The following is a 22,272-nucleotide window of genomic DNA, read 5'->3' as shown; positions in this document are numbered from 1 at the left end:
TGCTCGCCGGCGGCTAGAGCTGTGACTTGTCCCGCTTGGTGAGGGCGTACTTGGCCGCGATCGCGTTCCACAGGGTCGCGGCCGACTCCTTCGCCCTGGTCGCCTCGCCGCTCGACTTGTTGCCCTCGCTCGCGTTGCCGGTGCCCTTGGCCTGCCCGTCCTTGCAGCCCTTCTTGTCGCCGGCGGTGTCGTCCGCCCAGGCCGCGTAGCTGTTGTCGGCGGCCGCGGAGGACTGCCAGGCCTTGGTGAGCGCGGCGGTCAGCTTCGCGTTGTCCGGGAGCCTGTCCACCTTCAGGTCCTGGAGGCGGGTGACGAGCTCCTCGCGCTGGCGGGCGGCGTCACGCAGGTCGGTCGCCGCCTGGCCGAGGTTGCGGCAGCCCTTGATGTCGTCGACGGAGCGGATCACGGCGGCGCGGCTGTCGTTGCTGTCCGCGAGGAGCTTGTCCAGCTGGACGGCCTGCGAGCGGGCCGGGTCCACGGGCGCCTCGGCGGCGGCCGCGGCCGAGCTTCCGGCGCTGGGGGTGGCGCCCGCGGCCGCGGGGTCGTTGTTCTGCTTCTTGCCGTCGCTGAGCAGCGCGCCGACGCCGAGCCCGACGACGGCCAGGCCTATGACCACGGCGGCGATCACCCAGGCCGGCACCCGGCGGCCCGCCTCCGGCGGGGGCGGGGGCGGGGCGTACTGCGGGTGCTGCTGCTGCGGGTGCTGCTGCTGCGGAGGCTGCGGGAACGGCTGCGCCTGAGGGGGTACGGGCCGCTGCCCGCGCGGCGGATACCCGCGCGGCGGCGGCTGCCGCAGCACCGGCTCCTGCACGGGCGGCAACTGCCGCGTGTGCCCGCCGTCGTCGCCCTCCCGGAACAACGCGTCGAACCCGTCGGCGACCGGCGGGATGTACTGCGTGGCGGCCTCGTGATGCCCCGCCCCGCCCGGTACGGGCGGAATGTACTGGGTCGCGCCCTCGTCGTGCGCCGGTACGGGCGGAATGTACTGCGTGGCCGCCTCGTGATGCCCGGCGCCCGCCGGCGGGAACGGGGGCGCGGGCCCGCCCGGGACCGGCGGGATGTACTGGGTCGCACCCTCGTCGTGCGCGGGCGCTGCCGGAACGGGCGGGTAGGGGGTCGCCCCGCCGGGTCCGGCGGGGACCGGCGGGATGTACTGGGTGACCGCCTCGGGCAGCGGCGGGTAGCCGTACCCGTGCGGATCCCCCGGCCCCTCGTAGCCGGGCCCCACGACGTGCCCGGGTGCGGCCCCGTCCGGGACGGGCGGGTAGCCGTACGCGGGCGAGCCCTGCGGCGCCCCCGGCTCCGGCGGGGCCGGGGTCTGCGGATATCCGTACGCCGGCCGGCCCGCCTGCGGGGGCCGGCCCTGGCCGGGTTGCGGGTGCGTCGGGTCGGGACCCCATGGCGTACCCGCCTGCGGGCCGCCGCCCTGTCCGCTCTCCGTCACCGGGACTCCTTCGCCGACTACTCCGGATATTCCGAATCGTCGGCTCACGCTACCCGGTCACCCCCCTGCACCGGAGGCCCCCCGGGGATGTCCTGCCGATCATGCCGGGCTCGACCGACAAGACACCCCCTACGCCACCACCTCCAGCCGGGCCGTGAATTCCCGGGCCGCCGGCTCTTCGCGGTACGGGGCGAGCCGGCTCCGGAAGTCGTCCAGGTACTCGGCGCCCCGGTTCGAGCGGAGCCCCGACAGCAGGTCGGCGGCCTTCGCGGCCGTCTGGCACGCCTGCTCCACCTCACGCTGCTGCACCTGCGCCGCCGCCAGCAGCAACAGCCCGATCGCCCGGCGCCGCGCCTTGCCCGCCGGGAGCCCCCGCAGCGCCTCCTCGGCCTGCCGGGCCGCCGCGTCCGCCTGGCCGAGGTCCCGGTGGCAGTGGGCCAGCTCGTCCGCGAGGTACGCCGCGTCGAAGTGCCGGATCCACACCGGGTCGTCGCCCGACTCCGGCTCCGCCCGCTCCAGCGCCGTCACCGCCCGGGAGGACAGCACCGCCGTGGCCCGGGTGTCGCCGAGCAGCGCGTGCCCGCGCGCCTCGGCCGCGTAGAACATCGCCTCCACCCGCGGCGTGACCTGCCCGCGGGTGCCCTCCTGCGCGGCCCGCGCCAGCTGCGCGATCTCCCGCGGATTACCGAGCTCCGCCGCGAGGTGGCTCATGGACGCCGCGAGCACGTAGCCCCCGTACGCCCGGTCCCCGGCCGCCTGCGCCAGCCGCAGCGCCTGGATGTAGTAGCGCTGCGCCAGGCCCGGTTGGCCGGTGTCCACCGCCATGTACCCGGCGAGCTCGGTCAGTCTGGCCACCGCGGCGAACAGCGCCCGCCCGACCGGCTCCCGGTACGAGCCGCCGATCAGCCCGGACACCACGGAGTTGAGGTAGTGCACGACGACGGGCCGCACGTGCCCGCTGCCGAAGCGGTGGTCGAGGTCTTTCAGGGCGTCGGTGGTCGCCCGTACCGCCTCCACGTCCGGCATCCCGACGCGCGAGCCGCCGCTGCGCGCCACCTGCGCGTCGGCGCCGGTGATCAGCCAGTCGCGGCTCGGCTCGACGAGCGCCGAGGCGGCCACGCTGGACCCGGACAGGAAGTCGCGGCGGCCGACGTCGCTCCGCCACAACTCGCTGACCTGCTCGATGGCGCCGATGACGGTCGGGGAGAACTGCAGGCCGATGCCGGAGGCGAGGTTCTTGCCGTTGGCCATGCCGATCTCGTCGATGGTGACGGTCCGGCCGAGCTTGCGCCCCAGCGCCTCGGCGATGATGCCCGGCGCCCGGCCGCGCGGCTGCTGGCCGCGCAGCCACCGGGCGACGGAAGTCTTGTCGTAGCGGAGATCGAGGCCGTGTTCGGCCCCGCACATGTTGACGCGCCGGGCGAGCCCGGCGTTCGAGCACCCGGCTTCCTGGATGAGCGCCTGAAGCCGTTCATTCGGCTGGCGCGCGACGAGAGGCCTGGCTGCCATGAAAACCCCCAGTAGCCGCGGGTGATCGTTGGAATGATCACTTCCCGCCTGAGTTGCGGAGAATCATCCGCTCTGCGTCGTGTCGCTACCCAACTCCGGCGCCCCGACCTCCTACGCGCCCCCACACGTGCTCCAGTGCGCCCCGTATGCAGGATCGATGCTCCGGCCACCGGCCGGTTTACGCCCGTAACCCCGCGTGACCCCGAGAGTTGTGATGGGCGTGGAAGAGACCATCGGAGTCACGGAGACGGCACCCATCCCCAAGCAGCGCGGCGAGCAGCTGCTGGACCATGCCGTGCGGTACGCGGAAGAACGGCACTGGGACGTCTTCGCCGGCACCTGGCTGGAGTCCGCCGACGGGCGGGAGGTGTGCTCCTGCGGGGTGCAGGACTGCCCGGCGCCCGGCGCGCACCCCACGGTGAAGGACTGGGCGGCGCTGGCCACGGGCAGCGCGGTCCAGGTGCGGCGGATCTGGGCGAAGCGTCCCGAGGCCTCGATCCTGCTGCCGACGGGCCGGACGTTCGACGCCCTGGACGTGCCGGACTCGGCCGGGTTCCTGGCGCTGGCGCGCCTGGAGCGGATGGAGCGCACCCTCGGACCGGTCGCCCTGACGCCCGACCACCGGATGCTGTTCTTCGTCCTGCCGGGCGCCGGGGCGAAGGTGCCGGACCTGGTGCGCAAGCTCGGCTGGTCGCCGGCCGCGATCGATCTGGCCGCGCGGGGCGAGGGCGAGTACGTGGCCGCGCCGCCCACCCGTTTCGGCGGCCGGGGCGCGGTTCAGTGGGCGCGCCGGCCCACCCCTGCCAACCGGTGGCTGCCGGACACGGAGGAGCTGATCGCGGCGCTGGCCTACGCGTGCGGACGCGAGGCGGCGGCGGACCGGGACCGGCGGGGCGCCTGACCCCCGCGCCCGGGATCGCAGGTCAGGACCGGGATGTTCGTGCCCGGAAACTCATGACATAAGTAACTGCCCACCCTCTCCCCGCCCTCCTATCGTGAGGAGGGCAAGACCACGGGGAACAGGACGAGAGGCAGACGCACATGCCGGACCAGGCAGTTGCGACGGGTGGGGCGGACGGACCGGACGGTGCGCGATCCGCGCCGTCCGCCGGACCGGCGGCGGTGCGGGTCGAGGGCCTGTGGAAGCGCTTCGGCGACCAGGTCGCGGTCGCGGGGATCGATCTGGAACTGCCCGCCGGCCAGTTCATCGGCCTGGTCGGACCGAACGGCGCGGGCAAGACGACGACGCTGTCGATGGTGACCGGACTGCTGCGCCCCGACATGGGGCGGGTCCTCGTCGCCGGGCACGACGTGTGGAGCGACCCGGTCGAGGTGAAGTCGCGGATCGGCGTACTGCCGGAGGGCCTGCGGCTCTTCGAGCGGCTGTCGGGACGCGAACTCCTCGGCTACATGGGCCGGCTGCGGGGGCTGCCGGGCGAGGAGACGGACAAGCGGGCGACGCAGCTGCTGGACGTCCTGGACCTCGCGGGCTCGCAGCACAAGCTGGTCGTGGACTACTCGACGGGCATGCGGAAGAAGATCGGCCTGGCCGCCGCCCTGCTGCACAACCCCGAGGTGCTGTTCCTGGACGAGCCGTTCGAGGGCGTGGACCCGGTGTCGGCGCAGACCATCCGCGGGGTGCTGGAGCGGTACACCTCCTCCGGCGCCACGGTCGTCTTCTCCTCCCACGTGATGGAGCTGGTCGAGTCGCTGTGCGACTGGGTGGCCGTCATGGCCGCCGGCCGGATCCGCGCCGCGGGCCCGCTGGCCGACGTACGGGGCGGCGCGCCCTCGTTGCAGGCCGCGTTCCTGGAGCTGGTCGGTGCGGGCGGGCGCGACGCGGGCGACTCCCTGGACTGGCTCGGCGGGCAGGCGGCCCGATGAGCGCCGCGTCCGCCTCCGCCCCGGCGGCCGGGCGCGCTTCGGCCGCCGCCCCGCCCGCCGCTGCCGCGGTCAACCTGACCTCGGTCTTCCTCCGCCTCAAGCTCTCGCTGATCCGCAACGGGCTGAAGGGCTCGTCGAAGCGCAAGGCCGCGTACTTCACCTCGCTGGCGCTGTCGCTGGCGGTGGCCTGCCTCGCCATGGTCGGCCTGGCCGTACTGCACGGGAACGCGCACGCGGGCACGGTCGTCGTGCTGCTCGCCGCGATCCTGGCACTGGGCTGGACGTTCATGCCGCTGTTCTTCCCGAGCGGGGACGAGACCCTCGACCCGAGCAGGCTGGTCATGCTGCCGCTGCGGCCGCGACCGCTCGTACGGGCCCTGCTGGCCTCCTCGCTGGTCGGCATCGGCCCTCTGTTCACGGTCTGCCTGGCGGTGGGCTCGGTGGTGGCCGTCGCGCGGGGCGCGGCGGGGATCGTGGCGGCCGTGGTGGCCGCGCCGCTGCTGGTGCTGGGCTGCGTCACGCTGGCCCGCTCGGTGGCCACGGCCAACGTGCGGCTGCTGACCAGCCGCAAGGGTCGCGACCTGGCGCTGCTCAGCGGTCTGCTGATCGCGATCGGCGCGCAGGTGGCGAACTTCGCGAGCCAGCGCCTGTTCGAGTCGGGCGGTCTGGCGCGGCTGGAGCCGGCCGAGGCCGTGGTGCGGTGGCTGCCGCCCGCGACGGCCGTCGGCATGGTGGACTCGGCGAGCAAGGGCTCGTACGGGACGGCGGCGGGCCAGCTGGCGGTGACCGTCCTCGCGCTGGTCCTGCTGCTGCGGTTCTGGGAGCGGAGCCTGACCGCGCTGATGGTCACCCCGGACGGGTCGACGATCGCGGCGGCGAAGCCGTCGGGGAAGCGGGAGTCCGAGGGCGGCGCCGGTGCGTGGGCGTTCCTGCCGGCCGGGCGGACGGGCGCGGTCATGCAGCGCGCGCTGCGGTACGTGGTGCGCGACCCGAAGACGAAGTCGGCGTGGGTGACGGCGCTGGCGGTCGGTGCGATCGTCCCGGTCTTCAACGCCCTGCAGGGCACGGGCTCGATGTACCTGGCCTGCTTCGGCGCGGGCATGCTGGGCATGCAGATGTACAACCAGTTCGGGCAGGACACCTCGGCGTTCTGGATGGTCGCGCAGACCATCTCGACCCCGCGGGAGGCGTTCGAGGAGCTGCGCGCCCGCGCGTACGCCCTGGCCCTGGTGACCGTCCCGTACACGGTCGTGCTGACGGCGGTCACGGCGGCGCTCCTGGAGGACTGGGCCGCGCTCCCGGCGGGGCTCGGGGTGGGCCTGGCGCTGCTCGGTTCGATGCTGTGCACGGGTGCGCTGGCCTCGGCCCGGTTCCCGTACTCGATCCCGACGGACGGCGCGTTCAAGAACGTGGCGCCGGGTCAGGGCGGGCTCGCCTGGGCGGGCATCTTCGGCGGCATGCTGGTGTCGGCGCTGATCTGCTCGCCGGTGATCGCGCTGACGGTCTTCCTCAACGTGACGGACCAGCAGTCGCTGACCTGGATCGTGCTCCCGCTGGGCGCGGCCTGGGGCACCTTCGCGGCCTGGGCGGGACTGCGCCTGGCGGCCCCGACGGTGGCGAGGACCCTTCCGGAGATCCTGCTGGCGGTCAGCAAGGGCTGAGCGGCGGGCGGGCGGGCGCGTCCGCGTACGGGAGGGGGTGACGGGCTGCTGCCCGTCACCCCCTCCCGTCTTTCCGGGTGTCCGCGTATCCGCGTGTCCGCCCTTCCGCGCTGCTCAGCGGGCGGCGCTTCTGATCTCGTCCAGGAAGGGTTCCAGGGCGGCGCGCCAGGCCGCCGGCTGGTCGTAGTGGAGGTAGTGGCCGGCGTCGGGGATCTCGGCGTACTGGCCCTTCGGGAGGACGCGGACCATCTCCTGGGCCTCGGCGCGGCCCAGTTCGCCGTCGAGGCCGCGGACGACCAGGGTCGGGCAGCGGACCTGGGCCAGCTCCTCCCAGTGCGCGTCGTGGACCCAGGTCTCGCGGGCGGTCAGCATCTGGCGCCGGGAGAAGACGGGGCGCCAGCCGTCCTGGTCCTCGTGCATCACCTCGGCGAAGAAGGCGCCGCGGCCGGGGTCGGGGCGTTCCACCCGGGGGTCGTCCTCGCCGAACCAGCGGCGGGCGGCGTCCTGGGTGGGGAAGGGGAGGGGCCAGCGGCGGAACCATTCCTCCCACTCCTGCTGGGAGGCCTCGCCGAGGGCGGAGGCGCGCATGTCGCAGATCACCAGGGCCTCGACCAGGTCGGGGCGGCGGGCGGCGAGCTGCCAGCCGGTGAGGGCGCCCATGGAGTGGCCGACCAGGGTCACCGGGGCCAGGCCGAGCTGCTCGATGACGGCTTCGGCGTCGGCCACGAAGGCCTCGCGCCCCAGCGGGGTCGAGGCACCCGGGCCGGCGGCGGGGCGCTCGCTCTGGCCGTGGCCGCGCTGGTCGAGGGCGATGACCCGGCGGTGCCGGGAGAGCCAGCGCGCGGTGCCCGCCCAGTGGAAGGCACGGCCCATCAGGCCATGGAGTAACAGCACCCGGGGCGCGTCGGGATCCGGGGGCGCGGTGGGGGGTGCTTCCCGGAACTCCCAGGCGGCCAGGCGCACACCGTCGGCCCCTGTCACATCGATGCGCTGTACCACGGCAGATGCACCCCCTTCGCTCGCGGCCAGACTATCGAACCCGTATTCGAAAACGGGGTTCTCGTCTTCAACACCGCTCTTTCGAGTGACCTTGCTCAAGGATTGGCCGCCGCTGCCGATGGAGATCCTTTCAACAGGGAGGCGGGCCGCTCGGGGAAGACGGTCCGAGGGGATGACCTTGAGAGCTCGGGGCTCCAGGTCAGCAAAGGGGAGGACCGGTCCCGGCGCCGCAAGGCGCCGGGACCGCCCGCACCCACCACCGGCAGTGCTGCCACCGACCGTGCCTGCTCACCGACAGCGCCGCGTACCGGCCTGCGTGGAGGCCGTCAGCGCTTGGCCACGAACACGTGCGAGGCGATCTCCGCATCGAGCTCCGCGGCCTCCCCACCGCTGCCGACCAGCACCCCGCCCGGCGACTCGGTCACGCTGACCACCGAGCCGGGCTGCACGCCCGCCCGCCGCAGCGTGTACATCAGCTGGGCGTCCGTCTGGATCGGCTCCCCGATCCGGCGCACCACGACCGTCTTGCCGTCCGCGCCCGGGTCCAGCTCCGACAGGCTGACCATGCCGTCCTCCAGGAACGGGTCCGCCTCGGCCTTCTCGCCCAGCTCCTCCAGCCCCGGGATCGGGTTCCCGTACGGCGACTCGGTCGGGTGGCGCAGCAGCTCCAGCACCCGCCGCTCCACCGCCTCGCTCATCACGTGCTCCCAGCGGCAGGCCTCGGCGTGCACCTGCTCCCACTCCAGGCCGATGACGTCGACGAGGAGGCATTCCGCGAGCCGGTGCTTGCGCATCACGCGCGTCGCCAGCCGCCGCCCCTCCTCCGTCAGCTCCAAGTGTCGGTCGCTCGCCACGGACACCAGGCCGTCGCGCTCCATGCGCGCCACGGTCTGGCTCACCGTCGGCCCGCTCTGGTCGAGCCGCTCGGCGATGCGGGCGCGCATGGGGACCACGCCTTCCTCTTCCAGCTCGAGGATGGTGCGGAGATACATCTCCGTGGTATCGATCAGTCCGGACATTCGTGCCCCTCGGATATCGTGCGCTGGCCCTGCACCCAATTCTGACGCATCGCGCCGACAACCGTCCCGTGCCGGACGTCAAGCACCGCCCAGGACATCCCCGGGCACACCGGCCCCGGGATTGACGTTCGTATTGACACGCCCTTGGTCCAGACCGCACGGTGAGCGGCGGACACGGACGAACCCCACCTCTGGAAGGGCCATCGGCGTATGAGCGAGAGCAAGCTGGCCGGTCAGTTCCTCGACGCCGCGATCGGACTCCTGGAGCGGGTGAGGGACGAGGAGTCCGCGCACATCGCCGAGGCCGGCACCGCCATCGCCGAAGCCGTCGCCTCGGGGAACAGGCTCTTCGCCTTCGGCGCCGGACACTCCTCGCTCCCCGCGCAGGACGTCGTCTACCGGGCGGGCGGACTCGCGCTGGTGAACTTCCTCGCCGTCCCCGGCACCGTCGGGATCGACGTCATGCCGGCCACCCTGGGCAGCGCCCTGGAGCGGGTCGACGGCCTCGCCGGGGCCGTCCTCGACAGCAGCCCGGCCACCGACGGCGACGTGCTCGTGATCATCTCCCTCTCCGGGCGCAACGCGCTGCCGGTCGAGATGGCCATGAACGCCCGGGCCCTCGGCCTGAAGGTGATCGGCGTGACCTCGGTGGCGTACGCGACCGGCACCAAGTCGCGGCACGTCTCGGGCACCTTCCTCAAGGACCACTGCGACATCGTCCTCGACAGCAAGATCGCGGTCGGCGACGCCGAGCTGAGCCTCGACGGCATCGACGCGCCGTTCGCGCCCGCCTCCACCGTCGTGACCAGCGCGATCATGCAGGCCGTGATGGCGGCGGCCGCCGGCGAGCTCGCCGCCCGCGGCATGGAGCCCCCGCTGCTGCGCTCGGGCAACGTGGACGGCGGCCACGAATGGAACGGCCGCGTCCTGAAGGAGTACGGCGACCGGATCTTCTTCCGCCACTGAGCCGCCGGACACCTCAGCGGGCGTCCTCTTCCCGTCCCGGCCGCGGCCGGGACGCCAGGTCGAGGTCGGCCGCCACCCGGGCCGCCACCTCCTCCGCGTACGCCGCGTCCGCCTGCTCGAAGGGCGCCCGCGAAGCGGCCCGTACGAAGGTCAGCGCCCCCACGGTCCGCCCGCGGCTGCGCAGCACCGTGCACAGCACGTGCGCCGCGTCCTCGGGCCACTGCCGCTCGCGCGCCCAGCTCCCGGCCGCCTCCCCGCGCGGGGCGCTCGTACGGACCGAGCCGATCCGGTCCAGCGCCTGGAGCGCGGGGTGCCCGGGCGCGTAGTGGGCCGGGATCGCCTCCGCCCCCGGCAGCAGCGGCGGCGACGCCGCCATCCGTACCAGCCGGCGCCGGTCAGGGTCGGCCGACTGCTCCAGTACGTCGAGCAGCGCGTGCTCGGCGAAGCCCGCGAGCGCGAAGTCCAGTCGTACGGCGGCCGCCTCGGCCGGGTCCTCGCACTCGGCGGCCGCCCGGCCCGAGCGGTGCAGCTGGCCGGCGCGGAACCGCAGCTGCGCCGTGTCCAGCGCGGCCTGCCGGGCCTCGGTGATGTCCTGGAACAGCCAGCCGACTCCGAGCGGCACCGGCTCCTCCGCCAGCGGCGAGCCCAGGCGCAGGAACCCCGACCGCCAGCACCGCCGCCGTACCCCCTCCGGCGTGCGGACCGACACCCACAGCTCCGTGGGCGCGGGCGGCGACCCTTCGGCGAGCACGTGCTGCAGGGCCCCCTCCAGCTCCTCGACACCCTGGGCCAGCAGCTCCCCCAGCGGCCGGCCGAGCAGTGCGGTGCGCCCCGAGCCGAAGGCGCGGGCGGCGTGCGCGTTGACCACGGCGGGCCGCAGGTCCACGTCGACGAGGACGACACCCCACGAGGCGTCGTCCATCAGCGCCTCGCTCAACGCGATGGACCGCTCCAGGTCGATCTGGGCGTGCACCTCGCTGAAGGCGCAGTACACCCCGGCGGGCTTCCCGTCCGCCCCGGGCACCCCGGCGGACTGGGTCCGTACGAGGACCCGTCCGCCCTCCTTGGTCAGCAGCGCGAACTCGTGCACCTGCCGCCCGGGTACGTCCTGGGCGGACATGAGCCGCTCCTCCACGTCCTGCGCGTCGGCGGCGCGCACGGCCCACCCGGCGAAGCCCTTGCGCCCGACCGCCTCGGCGGCGCTCCAGCCGAGGATCCGCTCGGCCTCGCGGTTCCAGTGCGTGATCACGCCGTCCGAGTCGAACGCGCACAAGGCCGCGTCCATCCCGTCGAGCAGCGCTGCGAGCAGATCGTCGGTGGTCTCACTACGTCCGGAAGCACTCACCTGGCACCCCCTGCAGGTGTTCGCGTGTGCGGCACGTCGGATCATTCAACTGGAACGTGACGCAGCCCACACCGCATTCCCCGAATCGCCCCGAAATAAATCACTTGAGGACCCCGGGGAGCGGTTCTAGGCTCTGCCGTACACGAGAAGGGAGGTGGTTCCCGAAATGTACGGAAACCGGACGCGTGAGGTGGCTGCGGGCTAAGGGCCCGTCGTCGCACGCACCCAGTGCGGTGCCCGGCGGGTAGCCAGGCGCCAATCCCAAGCAGTCACCCGACCCGCGAGCTCGCCGGTACGTCCGGCCGGCTTCTCTCACTGCAGGAGAGAAACCCGAGCTCGCGGGTCGTCTGCGTGTGTGCGCGGGTGACGGCGGCCGCTACGGGCAGAGGCGCTCCAGGTGCCACTTCCCGTCCTCCAGGACGTAGCGCAGCCGGTCGTGGAGGCGGTTCTCGTGCCCCTGCCAGAACTCGATCCCGTCGGGGACGACCCGGATGCCGCCCCACTCGGGCGGGACGGGGACCTGCTCGCCCTCGGGGTAGCGCTCCGCGAGCTCCGCGTAGCGGCGGTCGAGCTCGGCGCGGGAGGCGATCACCCGGGACTGCTCACTCGCCCAGGCGCCCAGCTGCGAGCCGTGCGGGCGGGAGCGGAAGTACGCGGCCGTCTCGTCGCGGCCGATCCGCGAGGCCGTGCCGGTGACGATGACCTGGCGGGAGATGGGGTGCCAGGGGAAGAGCAGCGCGACGTGTCGGTTGGCGTCGATCTCGCGGCCCTTGCGGGATCCGTAGTTGGTGTAGAAGACGAATCCCCGCTCGTCGAACTGCTTCAGCAGCACCGTGCGGGAACTTGGGCGGCCGTCGGGGGTTGCGGTCGAGACCACCATCGCGTTGGGTTCGAAGAGGTGCGAGTCGGCGGCCTGCTGGAACCACTCGGCGAACTGCCGCATGGGGTCCTCGGCGAGGCCGTCCTCGTGGACGATCTCCGAGCGGTACTGCTTGCGCATCGTGGCGGGGTCAATGTCCTGGTCGGTCACGCGTGCCATCCTGCCGCAGGAGTGCTCGCGGCAGTGTGCCGTATGTCACGCTTCCGCCTGCCATCCGTAACAGCCAAAATCTTGGGGCCGGTCCGGAGGTCCCCACGCGGGTGACCGACGGCCGTGCCGGGCATCAACGGGGATGACCGCGCCGGACCGCGAGTCACGCCGGGAGCCGCGCGTGTTCGCACTATCTGAGGAGCCGCCTGATGTCCGACTTCGTACCCGGGCTCGAAGGGGTCGTCGCGTTCGAGACCGAGATCGCCGAACCGGACAAGGAAGGCGGATCGCTCCGCTACCGCGGGGTCGACATCGAGGATCTCGTCGGGCACGTCTCCTTCGGCAACGTCTGGGGCCTGCTGGTCGACGGGGCGTTCAACCCCGGCCTGCCCGCCGCCGAGCCCTTCCCGATCCCGGTGCACTCCGGCGACATCCGCGTCGACGTGCAGTCCGCCCTGGCCATGCTCGCCCCCGTGTGGGGCCTGAAGCCCCTGCTCGACATCGACGAGAAGACCGCCCGCGACAACCTCGCGCGCGCCGCCGTGATGGCGCTGTCGTACGTCGCGCAGTCCGCGCGCGGGCAGGGCCGGCCGATGGTTCCGCAGAGCGAGATCGACAAGGCCGAGTCCGTCGTCGAGCGGTTCATGATCCGCTGGCGGGGCGAGCCGGACCCCAAGCACGTCAAGGCCGTCGACGCGTACTGGACCTCGGCCGCCGAGCACGGCATGAACGCCTCGACGTTCACCGCGCGCGTGATCGCCTCGACCGGCGCGGACGTGGCCGCGGCCCTCTCCGGCGCCGTCGGCGCCATGTCCGGGCCGCTGCACGGCGGTGCGCCGTCCCGCGTCCTCGGCATGATCGAGGAGATCGAGCGCACCGGCGACGCCGTGGCGTACGTGAAGAAGGCCCTGGACAAGGGCGAGCGGCTGATGGGCTTCGGGCACCGCGTGTACCGGGCCGAGGACCCGCGCGCCCGCGTGCTGCGGCGTACGGCCAAGGAGCTGGACGCGCCGCGCTACGAGGTGGCCGCCGCGCTGGAGAAGGCCGCGCTGGAGGAGCTGCACGCGCGCCGCCCCGACCGGGTGCTCGCGACGAACGTGGAGTTCTGGGCCGCGATCATGCTGGACTTCGCGGAGGTTCCGGCGCACATGTTCACCTCGATGTTCACCTGTGCCCGGACCGCCGGCTGGTCGGCGCACATCCTGGAGCAGAAGCGCACGGGCCGCCTGGTGCGGCCGTCGGCGCGCTACATCGGCCCCGGACGGCGCGACCCGCGCGAGATCGAGGGCTACGCGGACATCGCCGACACGGCCTGAGCCGCTCCTCGTACGCCTCGTACGCCTCGTACGGCGGTCAGGGCGCCGCGTCCCGTGGAAGCACGGGGTGCGGCGCCCTCGGCGTACGCGGCTCCGCCGCCGGCCGGCCTCAGCCGAGGGCGGCGTCCAGGATCCGGGACCACTGGGCGACCACGCGGGCCCGGCGGGCCGTGTCGTCGGTGAGGACGTTGGCCAGGCCGAGGCCGCGGGCCATGTCGAGGAGGCCCTGCACGGTCTCGCGCACGCCGGGCACGGACTCGTCCGCGCCGAGGAGTTCCACGGCGATGCGGTGGGTCTCGCGGCCCACACGGGCCTCCAGTTCGGTGACCTGGGGGCGCAGCTGCTCCTCGTTGGAGGCGGCGACCCACAGCTGGAGGGCGGCGCGGAAGAGGGCTCCGGTGTAGAGGTCGACGATGGCTTCGACCACGGCGGGGCGGGCGGCGGGTCCGGCCTGGAAGAGGTCGCGCAGGGCGGCGGAGCGCTCCTCGGAGACGTACGCGACGGCGGCGGTGAACAGGTCCTCGCGCGTCGGGAAGTGGTACTGGGCCGCGCCCCGCGAGACCCCGGCACGTTCGGCGACGACCGCGACGGTGGAGCCTGCCCAGCCCTGTTCGGCGAGGCAGGCGACGGCCGCCTCCAGCAGGTGGCGGCGGGTGACGCGGCTGCGGGCCTGCTTGGGGCCGGACGGGGCATCGGGTCCGGTCCGGTCGTCCTCGGTGGAGCGTGTGTCGGTCACAGGGCCCATGACGGGTCCCGGCGTTCGAAGCGGGCGGTGATGCCCTCGCGGGCCTCGGCGGAGCCGAAGTGGTGCGCCGACAGCTCCGTGAGCGCGGCGCCGTCCGCCGCGAGCACCGCCCGTACCGGGGCGGTGAGCAGCTCCTTGGTGGCGGCGAGGGCCTCCGGGCCCGCCTTGCGCAGGCCCGCGAGCACGGGGGCGAGGGCCTGGTCCACGTCCTCGCCGTGCAGGGTGAGCAGGCCGATCCGGGCGGCCTCGGCCGCGTCGAAGGCCTCGGCGGTGAGGAAGTAGCGGGCCGCCGCGCGCGGGTCCAGGCGCGGGAGCAGCGGCGCGGAGATCACGGCCGGGACCACGCCCAGGTGGGTCTCGGTGAAGGCGTACGTGGAGGCGGGCCCGGCGGCGGCGATGTCGCAGACGCCGAGGAGGCCGAGGCCGCCGGCCCGTACGTGTCCGGTGACGCGGGCCACGACCGGCTTGTCCAGCTGGGCGATCTCGCGGAGCAGGGCGAGGAAGTCGGCGGGGTCGCAGGGGGACTTCAGGTCGGCGCCGGCGCAGAAGGTGTTGCCGGTGTGGGTGAGGACGATGGCCCGGGCCCCGGGGTCCGCCGCCGCCGCGGCGAGGGCCGCGCGCAGCTCACCGACGAGGTCCTCGGAGAGCGCGTTGCGGTTGGCCGGGGAGTCGAGCGTGAGGGTGGTGATGCCGTGCGCTCGCGCGGCGCCGACGGGGCGGGTCATGCCATGTCCTCCGGAGGTTGTGCGGGTGGTGCGGATCGTGCGGTGCCGCCCCCGGCGGCCCCCGCCAGGACGGGGGCCGCCGGGGCGTCCCCTAGTACGACTTGGGCAGGCCCAGGGTCTGGTGCGAGACGAAGTTCAGGATCATCTCGCGGCTGACGGGGGCGATGCGGGAGACCCGGGAGGCCGTGATGAGGGAGGCCAGCCCGTATTCGCGGGTGAGGCCGTTGCCGCCCAGGGTGTGGACGGCCTGGTCCACGGCCTTCACGCAGGCCTCGGCGGCAGCGTACTTGGCCATGTTCGCGGCCTCGCCGGCGCCCATGTCGTCCCCCGCGTCGTACAGGTGGGCCGCCTTCTGCATCATCAGGCGGGCGAGTTCGAGGTCGATGTGGGCCGCGGCGAGGGGGTGGGCGATGGCCTGGTGGGCGCCGATCGCCTCCTTCCAGACCTTGCGGGTCTTGGCGTAGTCGACGGCCTTGGCGAGGGCGTGGCGGCCCATCCCGATGGCGAAGGCAGCGGTCATGATGCGCTCGGGGTTGAGACCGGCGAACAGCTGGAGCAGCCCCGCGTCCTCGTCGCCGACGAGGGCTTCGGCGGGCAGCCGTACCTCGTCCAGGACCAGTTCGAACTGCTTCTCCGCCGCCTGGAGTTCCATGTCGATGACGGAGCGGGAGAAGCCGGGGGTGTCGCGGTCCACGATGAACAGGCAGGGCTTGAGGCTCCCCGTCCGTGCGTCCTCGGTGCGACCGACGATGAGAGTGGCGTCGGCGATGTCCACGCCGGAGATGAAGACCTTGCGCCCGGTCAGCACCCACTCGTCGCCGTCGCGGCGGGCGGTGGTGGTGATGCGGTGCGAGTTGGAGCCGGCGTCGGGTTCGGTGATGCCGAAGGCCATGGTGCGGCTGCCGTCGGCGAGGCCGGGCAGCCAGGCCCGCTTCTGGGCCTCGGTGCCGAAGCGGGAGATGACCGTGCCGCAGATGGCGGGTGAGACGACCATCATCAGCAGCGGGCAGCCCGCGGCGCCCAGTTCCTCCAGGACGATGGAGAGTTCGGCGATGCCGCCGCCCCCGCCGCCGTACTCCTCGGGCAGGCTGACTCCGAGGTAGCCGAGCTTGGCGGCGTCCGCCCACAGCTCGTCGGGGTGGCCGCCCTCACGGGCGACGCGGGCGAGGTACTCGCGTCCGTAGCGCTGCCCGAGCGCGGCGACGGCGGCGCGCAGCGCCCGGTGTTCCTCGGTCTCGACGGTGGTGCTGGTGGCGGGGCTCATGCTGGCGATTCCTCCTGGACTACGGCGAGCAGGGCGCCGAACTCGACCTGTCGGCCGAGGGTGGCGTGGAGCGCGGTGAGCGTGCCGGAGGCGGGCGAGACGATGCGGTGCTCCATCTTCATGGCCTCCAGCCAGAGCAGGGGCTGCCCGGCGGTGACGGCGGCACCCGGGGCCAGGCCCTCGGCGACGCGGACGACGGTGCCGGGCATGGGGGCGAGCAGGGAGCCGGGTTCGGTGCGGTCCTGGGGATCGGCGAACCGGGGTACGGGGGTGAGCGTGTGCGCGCCGGTGAAGGACGAGTCCACGTACACCTCCGACGTGTTCGAATTTTGTTTCACGTGGAACTGCCGCCGGACCCCGCCGACTTCGAGGACGACCAGGTGCCGCTCGGCCGACAGGACGCGAACACCGGGGTGGTCCCCCGGGTCCACGGGGCCGTACCGGACCTCGTGCTCGGTGCCGTCCACGCTGTAGCGGCGGGTCCGCGGCTGGGAGCGGAGGTTGCGCCAGCCGCCGAGCCTGAGGGCCAGCGGTGCACCCGGCGCGGGGGCCGCCTCGGCGAGCGCCCCGGCGAGGGCGGCCAGCGCGGTGCGGTCGGCGGTGTCCGGGGCGGGCTCGGTGAGGGCGGCGAGGTGCCGCTCGTAGAACCCGGTGTCGGGCTGCCCGGCGGCGAACTCCGGGTGCCGCAGAGAGCGTACGAGGAGCTCGCGGTTGGTGGTGAGCCCGTGGATGCGGGCTCCGGCCAGGGCGTGGGCGAGGGCGCGGACGGCCTCGGCCCGGGTCGGGGCGTGGGCGACGACCTTGGCGAGCATCGGGTCGTAGTGGATGCCGACGGTGTCCCCGTCCGCGAAGCCGGTGTCCACGCGGACGTTGCCGGGGACGGCGAGGGTGTGCAGGACGCCGGTCTGGGGACGCCAGTCCCGGGCGGGGTCCTCGGCGTACAGGCGGGCCTCGACGGCGTGCCCGGCGGGCTCGGGGGGCGTCAGCGGCAGGGCCGCGCCCTCGGCGATGCGCAGTTGCAGGGCGACGAGGTCGAGCCCGAAGACGGCCTCGGTGACGGGGTGTTCCACCTGGAGGCGGGTGTTCATCTCCAGGAAGTACGGGCGCCCGTCGGCGGCGACGAGGAACTCGACGGTGCCCGCGCCCTGGTAGGAGACCGCGCGGGCGGCGGCCACGGCGGCCGCGTGGAGGCTCTCGCGCAGACTGTCCGGCAGAGCGGGCGCAGGGGCCTCCTCGATGACCTTCTGGTGGCGCCGCTGGAGGGAGCAGTCACGGGTGCCGAGGGCCCAGACGGTGCCGTGGGAGTCGGCGAGGATCTGGACCTCGACGTGGCGGCCGCGCTCGACGTAGGGCTCGGCGAAGACCTCGCCGTCACCGAAGGCGGAGGCCGCTTCCGCGGCGGCCGCGTCGAGGGACTCCTTCAGGGTGCCGAGGTCCCGTACGACGCGCATGCCGCGCCCGCCGCCGCCCGCGGCGGCCTTGAGCAGGAGGGGGAGGTCGGCGGGGGTGGCGGCCGCCGGGTCGACGGGGTCCAGGAGCGGGACCCCGGCGGCGCGCATCAGCTCCTTGGCCCGGGTCTTGGAGGCCATGGCCTCGATGGCCTCGGGCGGGGGACCGATCCAGGCGAGTCCGGCGGCGGCGACCTCGCGGGCGAAGCCGGCGTTCTCGGAGAGGAACCCGTAGCCGGGGTGGACGGCGTCCGCGCCCGCGGCCAGGGCGGCCTTGATGACGAGGTCGCCGCGCAGGTAGGTGTCGGCGGGTGCGGCGCCGGGCAGGCGCACGGCCGCGTCGGCCTCCCGTACGTGCAGGGAGTCGGCATCGGGGTCGGAATGGACGGCGACGGTGTCCAGGCCGAGGGCGCGGGCGGTACGGAAGATCCGTACCGCGATCTCGCCGCGGTTGGCGACGAGGAGGGAGGTGATGGGCTGCTGAGTCATGTGCGGGCTCACATCCGGAAGACGCCGAAGCCGCCGCGGGCGCCCTCGACGGGGGCGTTGTGGACGGCGGACAGGCACAGGCCGAGGACGGTACGGGTGTCGCGCGGGTCGATGACCCCGTCGTCGTACAGCCGCCCGGACAGGAACATCGGCAGGGACTCGGTCTCGATCTGCGCCTCCACGAAGGCGCGCATCCCGGCGTCGGCCTCCTCGTCGTACGGCTGCCCCTTCGCCGCGGCGGACTGCCGGGCCACGATGGAGAGCACTCCGGCGAGCTGGGCCGGGCCCATGACGGCGGATTTGGCGCTGGGCCAGGCGAACAGGAAGCGGGGCTCGTAGGCGCGGCCGCACATGCCGTAGTGGCCGGCTCCGTAGCTGGCGCCGATGAGGACGGAGAGGTGGGGGACGCGGGAGTTGGAGACCGCGTTGATCATCATCGAGCCGTGCTTGATGATGCCGCCCTGCTCGTACTCCTTGCCGACCATGTATCCGGTGGTGTTGTGGAGGAAGAGCAGCGGGATGTCGCGCTGGTTGGCGAGCTGGATGAACTGGGCCGCCTTCTGCGACTCGGCGCTGAACAGCACGCCCTGGGCGTTGGCGAGGATGCCGACGGGGTAGCCGTGCAGGGTGGCCCAGCCGGTGACCAGGCTGGTGCCGTACAGGGGCTTGAACTCGTCGAAGTCGGAGCCGTCGACGATGCGGGCGATGACCTCGCGGGGGTCGAAGGGGGTCTTGAGGTCCGCGGGGACGATGCCGAGGAGTTCCTCCGGGTCGTACTTCGGCTCTTCGGCGGGCTGCGGATCGGGGTGCGGCTTGCGGTGGTTCAAGCGGGCCACGACGCGGCGGGCCTGGCGGATGGCGTCGTGCTCGTCGAGGGCGTAGTAGTCGGCGAGCCCGGAGGTGCGGGCGTGCATGTCGGCCCCGCCGAGGGACTCGTCGTCGCTCTCCTCGCCGGTGGCCATCTTGACGAGCGGCGGACCGCCGAGGAACACCTTGGAACGGTCTTTGATCATGATGGTGTGGTCGGACATCCCCGGGATGTACGCGCCTCCGGCGGTGGAGTTGCCGAAGACGACGGCGACGGTGGGGATGCCGGCGGCCGAGAGCCGGGTCAGGTCGCGGAAGATCGCGCCGCCCGGGATGAAGATCTCCTTCTGGGAGGGGAGATCCGCGCCGCCGGACTCGACGAGGCTGATGCAGGGCAGGCGGTTCTGCCGGGCGATCTCGTTGGCCCGCAGGGCCTTCTTGAGGGTCCAGGGGTTGGAGGCGCCGCCGCGGACGGTGGGGTCGTTGGCGGTGACCAGGCACTCGACGCCCTCGACCGTGCCGATGCCGGTGACCATGGAGGCGCCGACGGGGTGGTCGCTGCCCCAGGCGGCCAGCGGGGACAGCTCCAGGAACGGGGTGTCCGGATCGAGGAGCAGCTCGATGCGCTCGCGGGCGAGGAGTTTGCCGCGGCCCTTGTGGCGGGCCGTGTACTTCTCTCCGCCGCCGAGGAGGGCCTTGGCGTGCTCGGCGTCCAGCTCGGCGAGGCGGGCTGTGGCGGCCGCGTGGTGGGCGAGGTAGTCGGGGTCGTGGGGGTCGACGGCGGTGGTGAGGCGGGTCATGGGGCGGTCCCCTCCGGGGTGAGCGGGAGGTGTGTCGGCAGGAGGTGGGCGGGAATGTCCGTGTGCCGGGCGCGCAGCCACTCGCCGAGGGCCTTGGCCTGGGGGTCGAAGCGGTGGGCGGAGGCCACGCCGTCGCCGAGGATCCCCGCGATGGTGAAGTTGAGCGCGCGGAGGTTGGGAAGGGTGTGGCGGGTGACGCGGAGGCCCGCGGTCTCGGGGAGCAGGGTCTGAAGGGCCTCCGCGGTCAGGGTGGCGTGGAGCCACTCCCAGGCATCGTCCCGCTCGACCCACACCCCGATGTTGGCGTCGCCGCCCTTGTCCCCGCTCCTCGCGCCGATCAGCGTGCCGAGGGGGACTCGGCGGGTGGGCTGCCCCGCGGGGCTCTCCCCCGCCCCGCCCCTGCCCGGATCCGTGGGCTCCGCCCCGGACCCGGCGGGGGCGGCGTCCCCGGACCCCCGCGCCTCGGACGCCGGCGGGGCCGGCGAGACCGCGGGGACCGGCTGGCGGGTGCCGTTGGGCAGGACCGCCACGTGGGGGACCGCCGTCGCCGGGACGGTCGAGGACGTGAAGACGCCGTACGGCTGGGCCGGGCCCGGCGGGGAGGTCACGTGGAAGCCCGGGTAGCTGGCCAGGGCCAGTTCGATGGCCTCCGACGTGAGGGCACGGCCCACCCGGTCCGGCGACGGGTCGCGCACCACCAGGCGGAGCAGCGCGCTGGCCGTCTCCTCCGTCTCCGCGTCCTCGTGGTCCGTGCGGGCCAGCGTCCAGTCCGCCGTGGCCACTTGGGCCAGCGCCCCCGCCAGCTGCGTCCGGACCAGCGCCGCCTTCTCCTCGATGTCCAGGCCCGTCAGGACGAAGACCACCTCGTTGCGCCAGCCCCCGATGCGGGTCACCCCCACCTTGAGGGTGGCGGGCGGGGCCTCCCCCACGACTCCGGAGATCGACACCCGGTCCGCGTCCGTCTGCGCCAGGCGGGCCGTGTCCAGCCGGGCCGTGACGTCCGGGCCCAGGTAGCGGGGGCCCTGGGTCTCGTACAGGAGTTGGGCCGTCACCGTGCCCACCGAGACGACCCCGCCCGTGCCCGGGTGCTTGGTGATCACCGACGAGCCGTCCTCCGCGATCTCCGCCAGCGGGAATCCGGGGCGGCGGACGTCGTGCGCCGTGAAGAAGGAGTAGTTGCCGCCGGTGGCCTGGGTTCCGCACTCCAGGACGTGGCCCGCCACCACCGCCCCCGCCAGCCGGTCGTGGTCGTCCGGCGCCCAGTCGAACCACCAGGCCGCCGCACCGCTGACCAGTGCCGCGTCGGTGACCCGGCCCGTCACGACCACGTCCGCGCCCGCCCGCAGGCACGCCGTGATGCCGGCGCCGCCGAGGTAGGCGTTCGCGGTCAGCGCGCCTTCCGCGAACGGCATCAGGTCGTCGCCCTCGACGTGGGCGACCGACACCGGGATCCCGGCCTTGGCGGCGAGCGCGCGGACCGCGTCGGCCAGTCCCGCCGGGTTCAGGCCGCCCGCGTTGGCGACGATCCGCACACCCCGCTCCCGCGCGAGCCCGAGGCCCTCCTCCAGCTGCCGCAGGAAGGTCTTGGCGTAGCCGAGGTCCGGGGACTTCAGCCGGTCCCGTCCCAGGATCAGCATGGTCAGCTCGGCGAGGTAGTCGCCGGTCAGCACGTCCAGCGGCCCCCCGGTCAGCATCTCCTCGAACGCGCTGAAGCGGTCCCCGTAGAACCCCGAGGCGTTGCCGATGCGCATCGGCCGCCGGCCGCCGCTCATCGAGCCGCCCCCGGTGCGCGGCCGGGTCCCGCCGGGCCCGCGAAGGCCTGGGCGATGTCCAGCCAGCGGTCCGCGTCGGGGCCGGTCACGGTGAGGGCGAGGTCGGCGCGGTGGGCCCGCTGGGTCACCAGCAGGCAGAAGTCGAGCGCCGGGCCGGTGATCCGGTCCGCCGCGTCCGGCGGCCCGTAGGTCCAGGGCTCCCCGCCGTCCGGCGGTACGAGTTCCACCCTGAACTCCGCGGCGGGCGCGGGCAGTCCCCGTACCGCGAACGCGTAGTCGCGGGCCCGTACGCCGATCCGGGCCACGTGCCGCAGCCGCGCGGTCGGGGTGCGGCGTACGCCGAGGGCGTCGGCCACGTCCTGGCCGTGCGCCCAGGTCTCCATCAGGCGGGCGCTGGCCATGGAGGCGGCCTTCATCGGCGGTCCGTACCAGGGGAAGCGGGCATCGGGCGAGGCCGCGGCGAGCGCCTCGTCGAGGGCGCCGCGCCCGGCCCGCCAGCGGGCCAGCAGTTCGGCGGGCGGCAGCGCGGCGCCCTCCTCCGCGCCCTCGTCCACGAAGGATTCGGGGGCCTTGACCGCCTCCTCGACCAGGGCGGCGAAGCCCTCGGGGTCGGTGAGCGAGACCAGCGCGGCCCGGTCGGTCCAGTGCAGGTGGGCGATCTGGTGGGCGACGGTCCAGCCGCTGGCGGGGGTCGGCCCGGCCCAGCCGGCGTCGGGCAGGTCCCGTACCAGGGTTTCGAGCGCGAGGCCTTCCTCGCGCAGATCGGCGAAGACGGCGACAGCTGACGGATCGAGCACGGCGGGCTCCCCTTTCGGCGTGAGGGGAAGACTGGCAGCCCCGCACAAAACAATCAAGCACGCTTGCATGATTTGCCCGGCGGGCGTTCCCTTCGCGCCAGCGCCGCCAACCGGCCCGGGTGGACGGCGATTTGGTGTTCGACGCCGGCCCCGTCCTGGTCGGCGGGCCGGCTGCCGCGGGCCCGGAGGGGACGATTCAGGCCGTACGCCGGAAAGCGGCGGAAGCCCGCCGGTGCCGCCCCGATACTGAAC

At 73.8% G+C, this 22,272-nt stretch carries 18 protein-coding genes; 5 read left to right on the top strand and 13 right to left on the bottom strand.

All coding sequences use genetic code 11. The features are described from left to right. Window positions 1–13 precede the first annotated feature (13 nt). Window positions 14–1,444: a hypothetical protein gene (locus K7B10_RS22725; protein WP_229338546.1), complete on the bottom strand. Its 1,431-nt coding sequence runs from the start codon at window positions 1,442–1,444 to the stop codon at window positions 14–16. 129 nt (window positions 1,445–1,573) lie between these two features. Beyond that, a complete protein-coding gene (locus K7B10_RS22720; RefSeq protein ID WP_229338544.1) occupies window positions 1,574–2,953 on the bottom strand; it encodes an NsdA family TPR-like regulatory protein in 1,380 nt (459 codons plus the stop codon). 220 nt (window positions 2,954–3,173) lie between these two features. On the opposite strand from K7B10_RS22720, the gene K7B10_RS22715 reads away from it, so the two are divergent. The 3 genes from K7B10_RS22715 (at window position 3,174) to K7B10_RS22705 (ending at window position 6,498) form a co-directional block, all read left to right on the top strand. Beyond that, the gene (locus K7B10_RS22715) at window positions 3,174–3,854 is read left to right on the top strand and encodes a bifunctional DNA primase/polymerase (protein WP_229338542.1); all 681 of its coding nucleotides are present in this window, start codon (window positions 3,174–3,176) and stop codon (window positions 3,852–3,854) included. Window positions 3,855–3,994: 140 nt separating this feature from the next. Further along, entirely contained in the window at window positions 3,995–4,837 is an 843-nt protein-coding gene (locus tag K7B10_RS22710; protein WP_229338540.1) for an ABC transporter ATP-binding protein, read from the top strand. Beyond that, window positions 4,834–6,498, top strand: a complete 1,665-nt coding sequence (locus tag K7B10_RS22705; protein WP_229338538.1) for a transporter — start codon at window positions 4,834–4,836, stop codon at window positions 6,496–6,498. The genes K7B10_RS22710 and K7B10_RS22705 overlap by 4 nt, the downstream gene beginning before the upstream one ends. A 114-nt stretch (window positions 6,499–6,612) precedes the next feature. Here K7B10_RS22705 and K7B10_RS22700 read toward each other — a convergent pair whose 3' ends face one another. After that, on the bottom strand, window positions 6,613–7,497 hold the full coding sequence (locus tag K7B10_RS22700) for an alpha/beta fold hydrolase (RefSeq protein ID WP_229338536.1): 885 nt from the start codon (window positions 7,495–7,497) through the stop codon (window positions 6,613–6,615). A gap of 326 nt (window positions 7,498–7,823) precedes the next feature. Next, on the bottom strand, window positions 7,824–8,516 hold the full coding sequence (locus K7B10_RS22695) for an iron-dependent transcriptional repressor DtxR (RefSeq protein ID WP_229338535.1): 693 nt from the start codon (window positions 8,514–8,516) through the stop codon (window positions 7,824–7,826). A gap of 210 nt (window positions 8,517–8,726) precedes the next feature. On the opposite strand from K7B10_RS22695, the gene K7B10_RS22690 reads away from it, so the two are divergent. Next, a complete protein-coding gene (locus K7B10_RS22690) occupies window positions 8,727–9,482 on the top strand; it encodes an SIS domain-containing protein (RefSeq protein ID WP_229338533.1) in 756 nt (251 codons plus the stop codon). Between the two features lie 13 nt (window positions 9,483–9,495). On the opposite strand, the gene K7B10_RS22685 is transcribed toward K7B10_RS22690, so the two are convergent. Together K7B10_RS22685 and pdxH are read right to left on the bottom strand one after the other, a co-directional pair. Continuing rightward, window positions 9,496–10,827: a PAS domain-containing protein gene (locus tag K7B10_RS22685; protein WP_229338531.1), complete on the bottom strand. Its 1,332-nt coding sequence runs from the start codon at window positions 10,825–10,827 to the stop codon at window positions 9,496–9,498. Window positions 10,828–11,203: 376 nt separating this feature from the next. Continuing rightward, complete coding sequence (gene pdxH, locus K7B10_RS22680) at window positions 11,204–11,866, bottom strand: pyridoxamine 5'-phosphate oxidase (RefSeq protein ID WP_229338529.1); 663 nt, start codon at window positions 11,864–11,866, stop codon at window positions 11,204–11,206. 200 nt (window positions 11,867–12,066) lie between these two features. Here pdxH and K7B10_RS22675 point away from each other — a divergent pair, with 200 nt between their 5' ends. Beyond that, entirely contained in the window at window positions 12,067–13,173 is a 1,107-nt protein-coding gene (locus tag K7B10_RS22675; RefSeq protein WP_229338527.1) for a citrate synthase 2, read from the top strand. A gap of 109 nt (window positions 13,174–13,282) precedes the next feature. Here K7B10_RS22675 and K7B10_RS22670 read toward each other — a convergent pair whose 3' ends face one another. The 7 genes from K7B10_RS22670 to K7B10_RS22640 all read right to left on the bottom strand — a co-directional run bounded on the left by K7B10_RS22670 (window position 13,283) and on the right by K7B10_RS22640 (window position 22,020). Next, entirely contained in the window at window positions 13,283–13,918 is a 636-nt protein-coding gene (locus K7B10_RS22670) for a TetR/AcrR family transcriptional regulator (RefSeq protein WP_229338525.1), read from the bottom strand. Further along, window positions 13,906–14,643 (bottom strand): enoyl-CoA hydratase family protein, encoded by a 738-nt coding sequence (locus tag K7B10_RS22665; RefSeq protein WP_229338524.1) that lies wholly within the window; start codon window positions 14,641–14,643, stop codon window positions 13,906–13,908. Before K7B10_RS22665 ends, K7B10_RS22670 begins: the two co-directional genes overlap by 13 nt. Window positions 14,644–14,734: 91 nt before the next feature. Next, on the bottom strand, window positions 14,735–15,907 hold the full coding sequence (locus K7B10_RS22660) for an acyl-CoA dehydrogenase family protein (RefSeq protein ID WP_229338522.1): 1,173 nt from the start codon (window positions 15,905–15,907) through the stop codon (window positions 14,735–14,737). Next, window positions 15,904–17,844 carry an ATP-binding protein gene (locus K7B10_RS22655; RefSeq protein ID WP_229338520.1) on the bottom strand — a complete coding sequence of 647 codons (1,941 nt, stop codon included), beginning with the start codon at window positions 17,842–17,844 and terminating at the stop codon, window positions 15,904–15,906. Before K7B10_RS22655 ends, K7B10_RS22660 begins: the two co-directional genes overlap by 4 nt. 8 nt (window positions 17,845–17,852) lie before the next feature. Then, the gene (locus tag K7B10_RS22650; protein ID WP_229338518.1) at window positions 17,853–19,451 is read right to left on the bottom strand and encodes an acyl-CoA carboxylase subunit beta; all 1,599 of its coding nucleotides are present in this window, start codon (window positions 19,449–19,451) and stop codon (window positions 17,853–17,855) included. Continuing rightward, window positions 19,448–21,223 (bottom strand): acyclic terpene utilization AtuA family protein, encoded by a 1,776-nt coding sequence (locus tag K7B10_RS22645; protein WP_229338516.1) that lies wholly within the window; start codon window positions 21,221–21,223, stop codon window positions 19,448–19,450. The genes K7B10_RS22650 and K7B10_RS22645 overlap by 4 nt, the downstream gene beginning before the upstream one ends. Then, window positions 21,220–22,020, bottom strand: coding sequence for a TIGR03084 family metal-binding protein (locus tag K7B10_RS22640; protein ID WP_229338514.1), 801 nt, complete (start codon window positions 22,018–22,020; stop codon window positions 21,220–21,222). Before K7B10_RS22640 ends, K7B10_RS22645 begins: the two co-directional genes overlap by 4 nt. Between the last annotated feature and the right edge of the window lie 252 nt (window positions 22,021–22,272).

Source organism: Streptomyces flavotricini, assembly GCF_020639365.1.
GTDB lineage: Bacteria > Actinomycetota > Actinomycetes > Streptomycetales > Streptomycetaceae > Streptomyces > Streptomyces flavotricini.
This window is presented reverse-complemented; position numbering and strand designations above follow the sequence as displayed.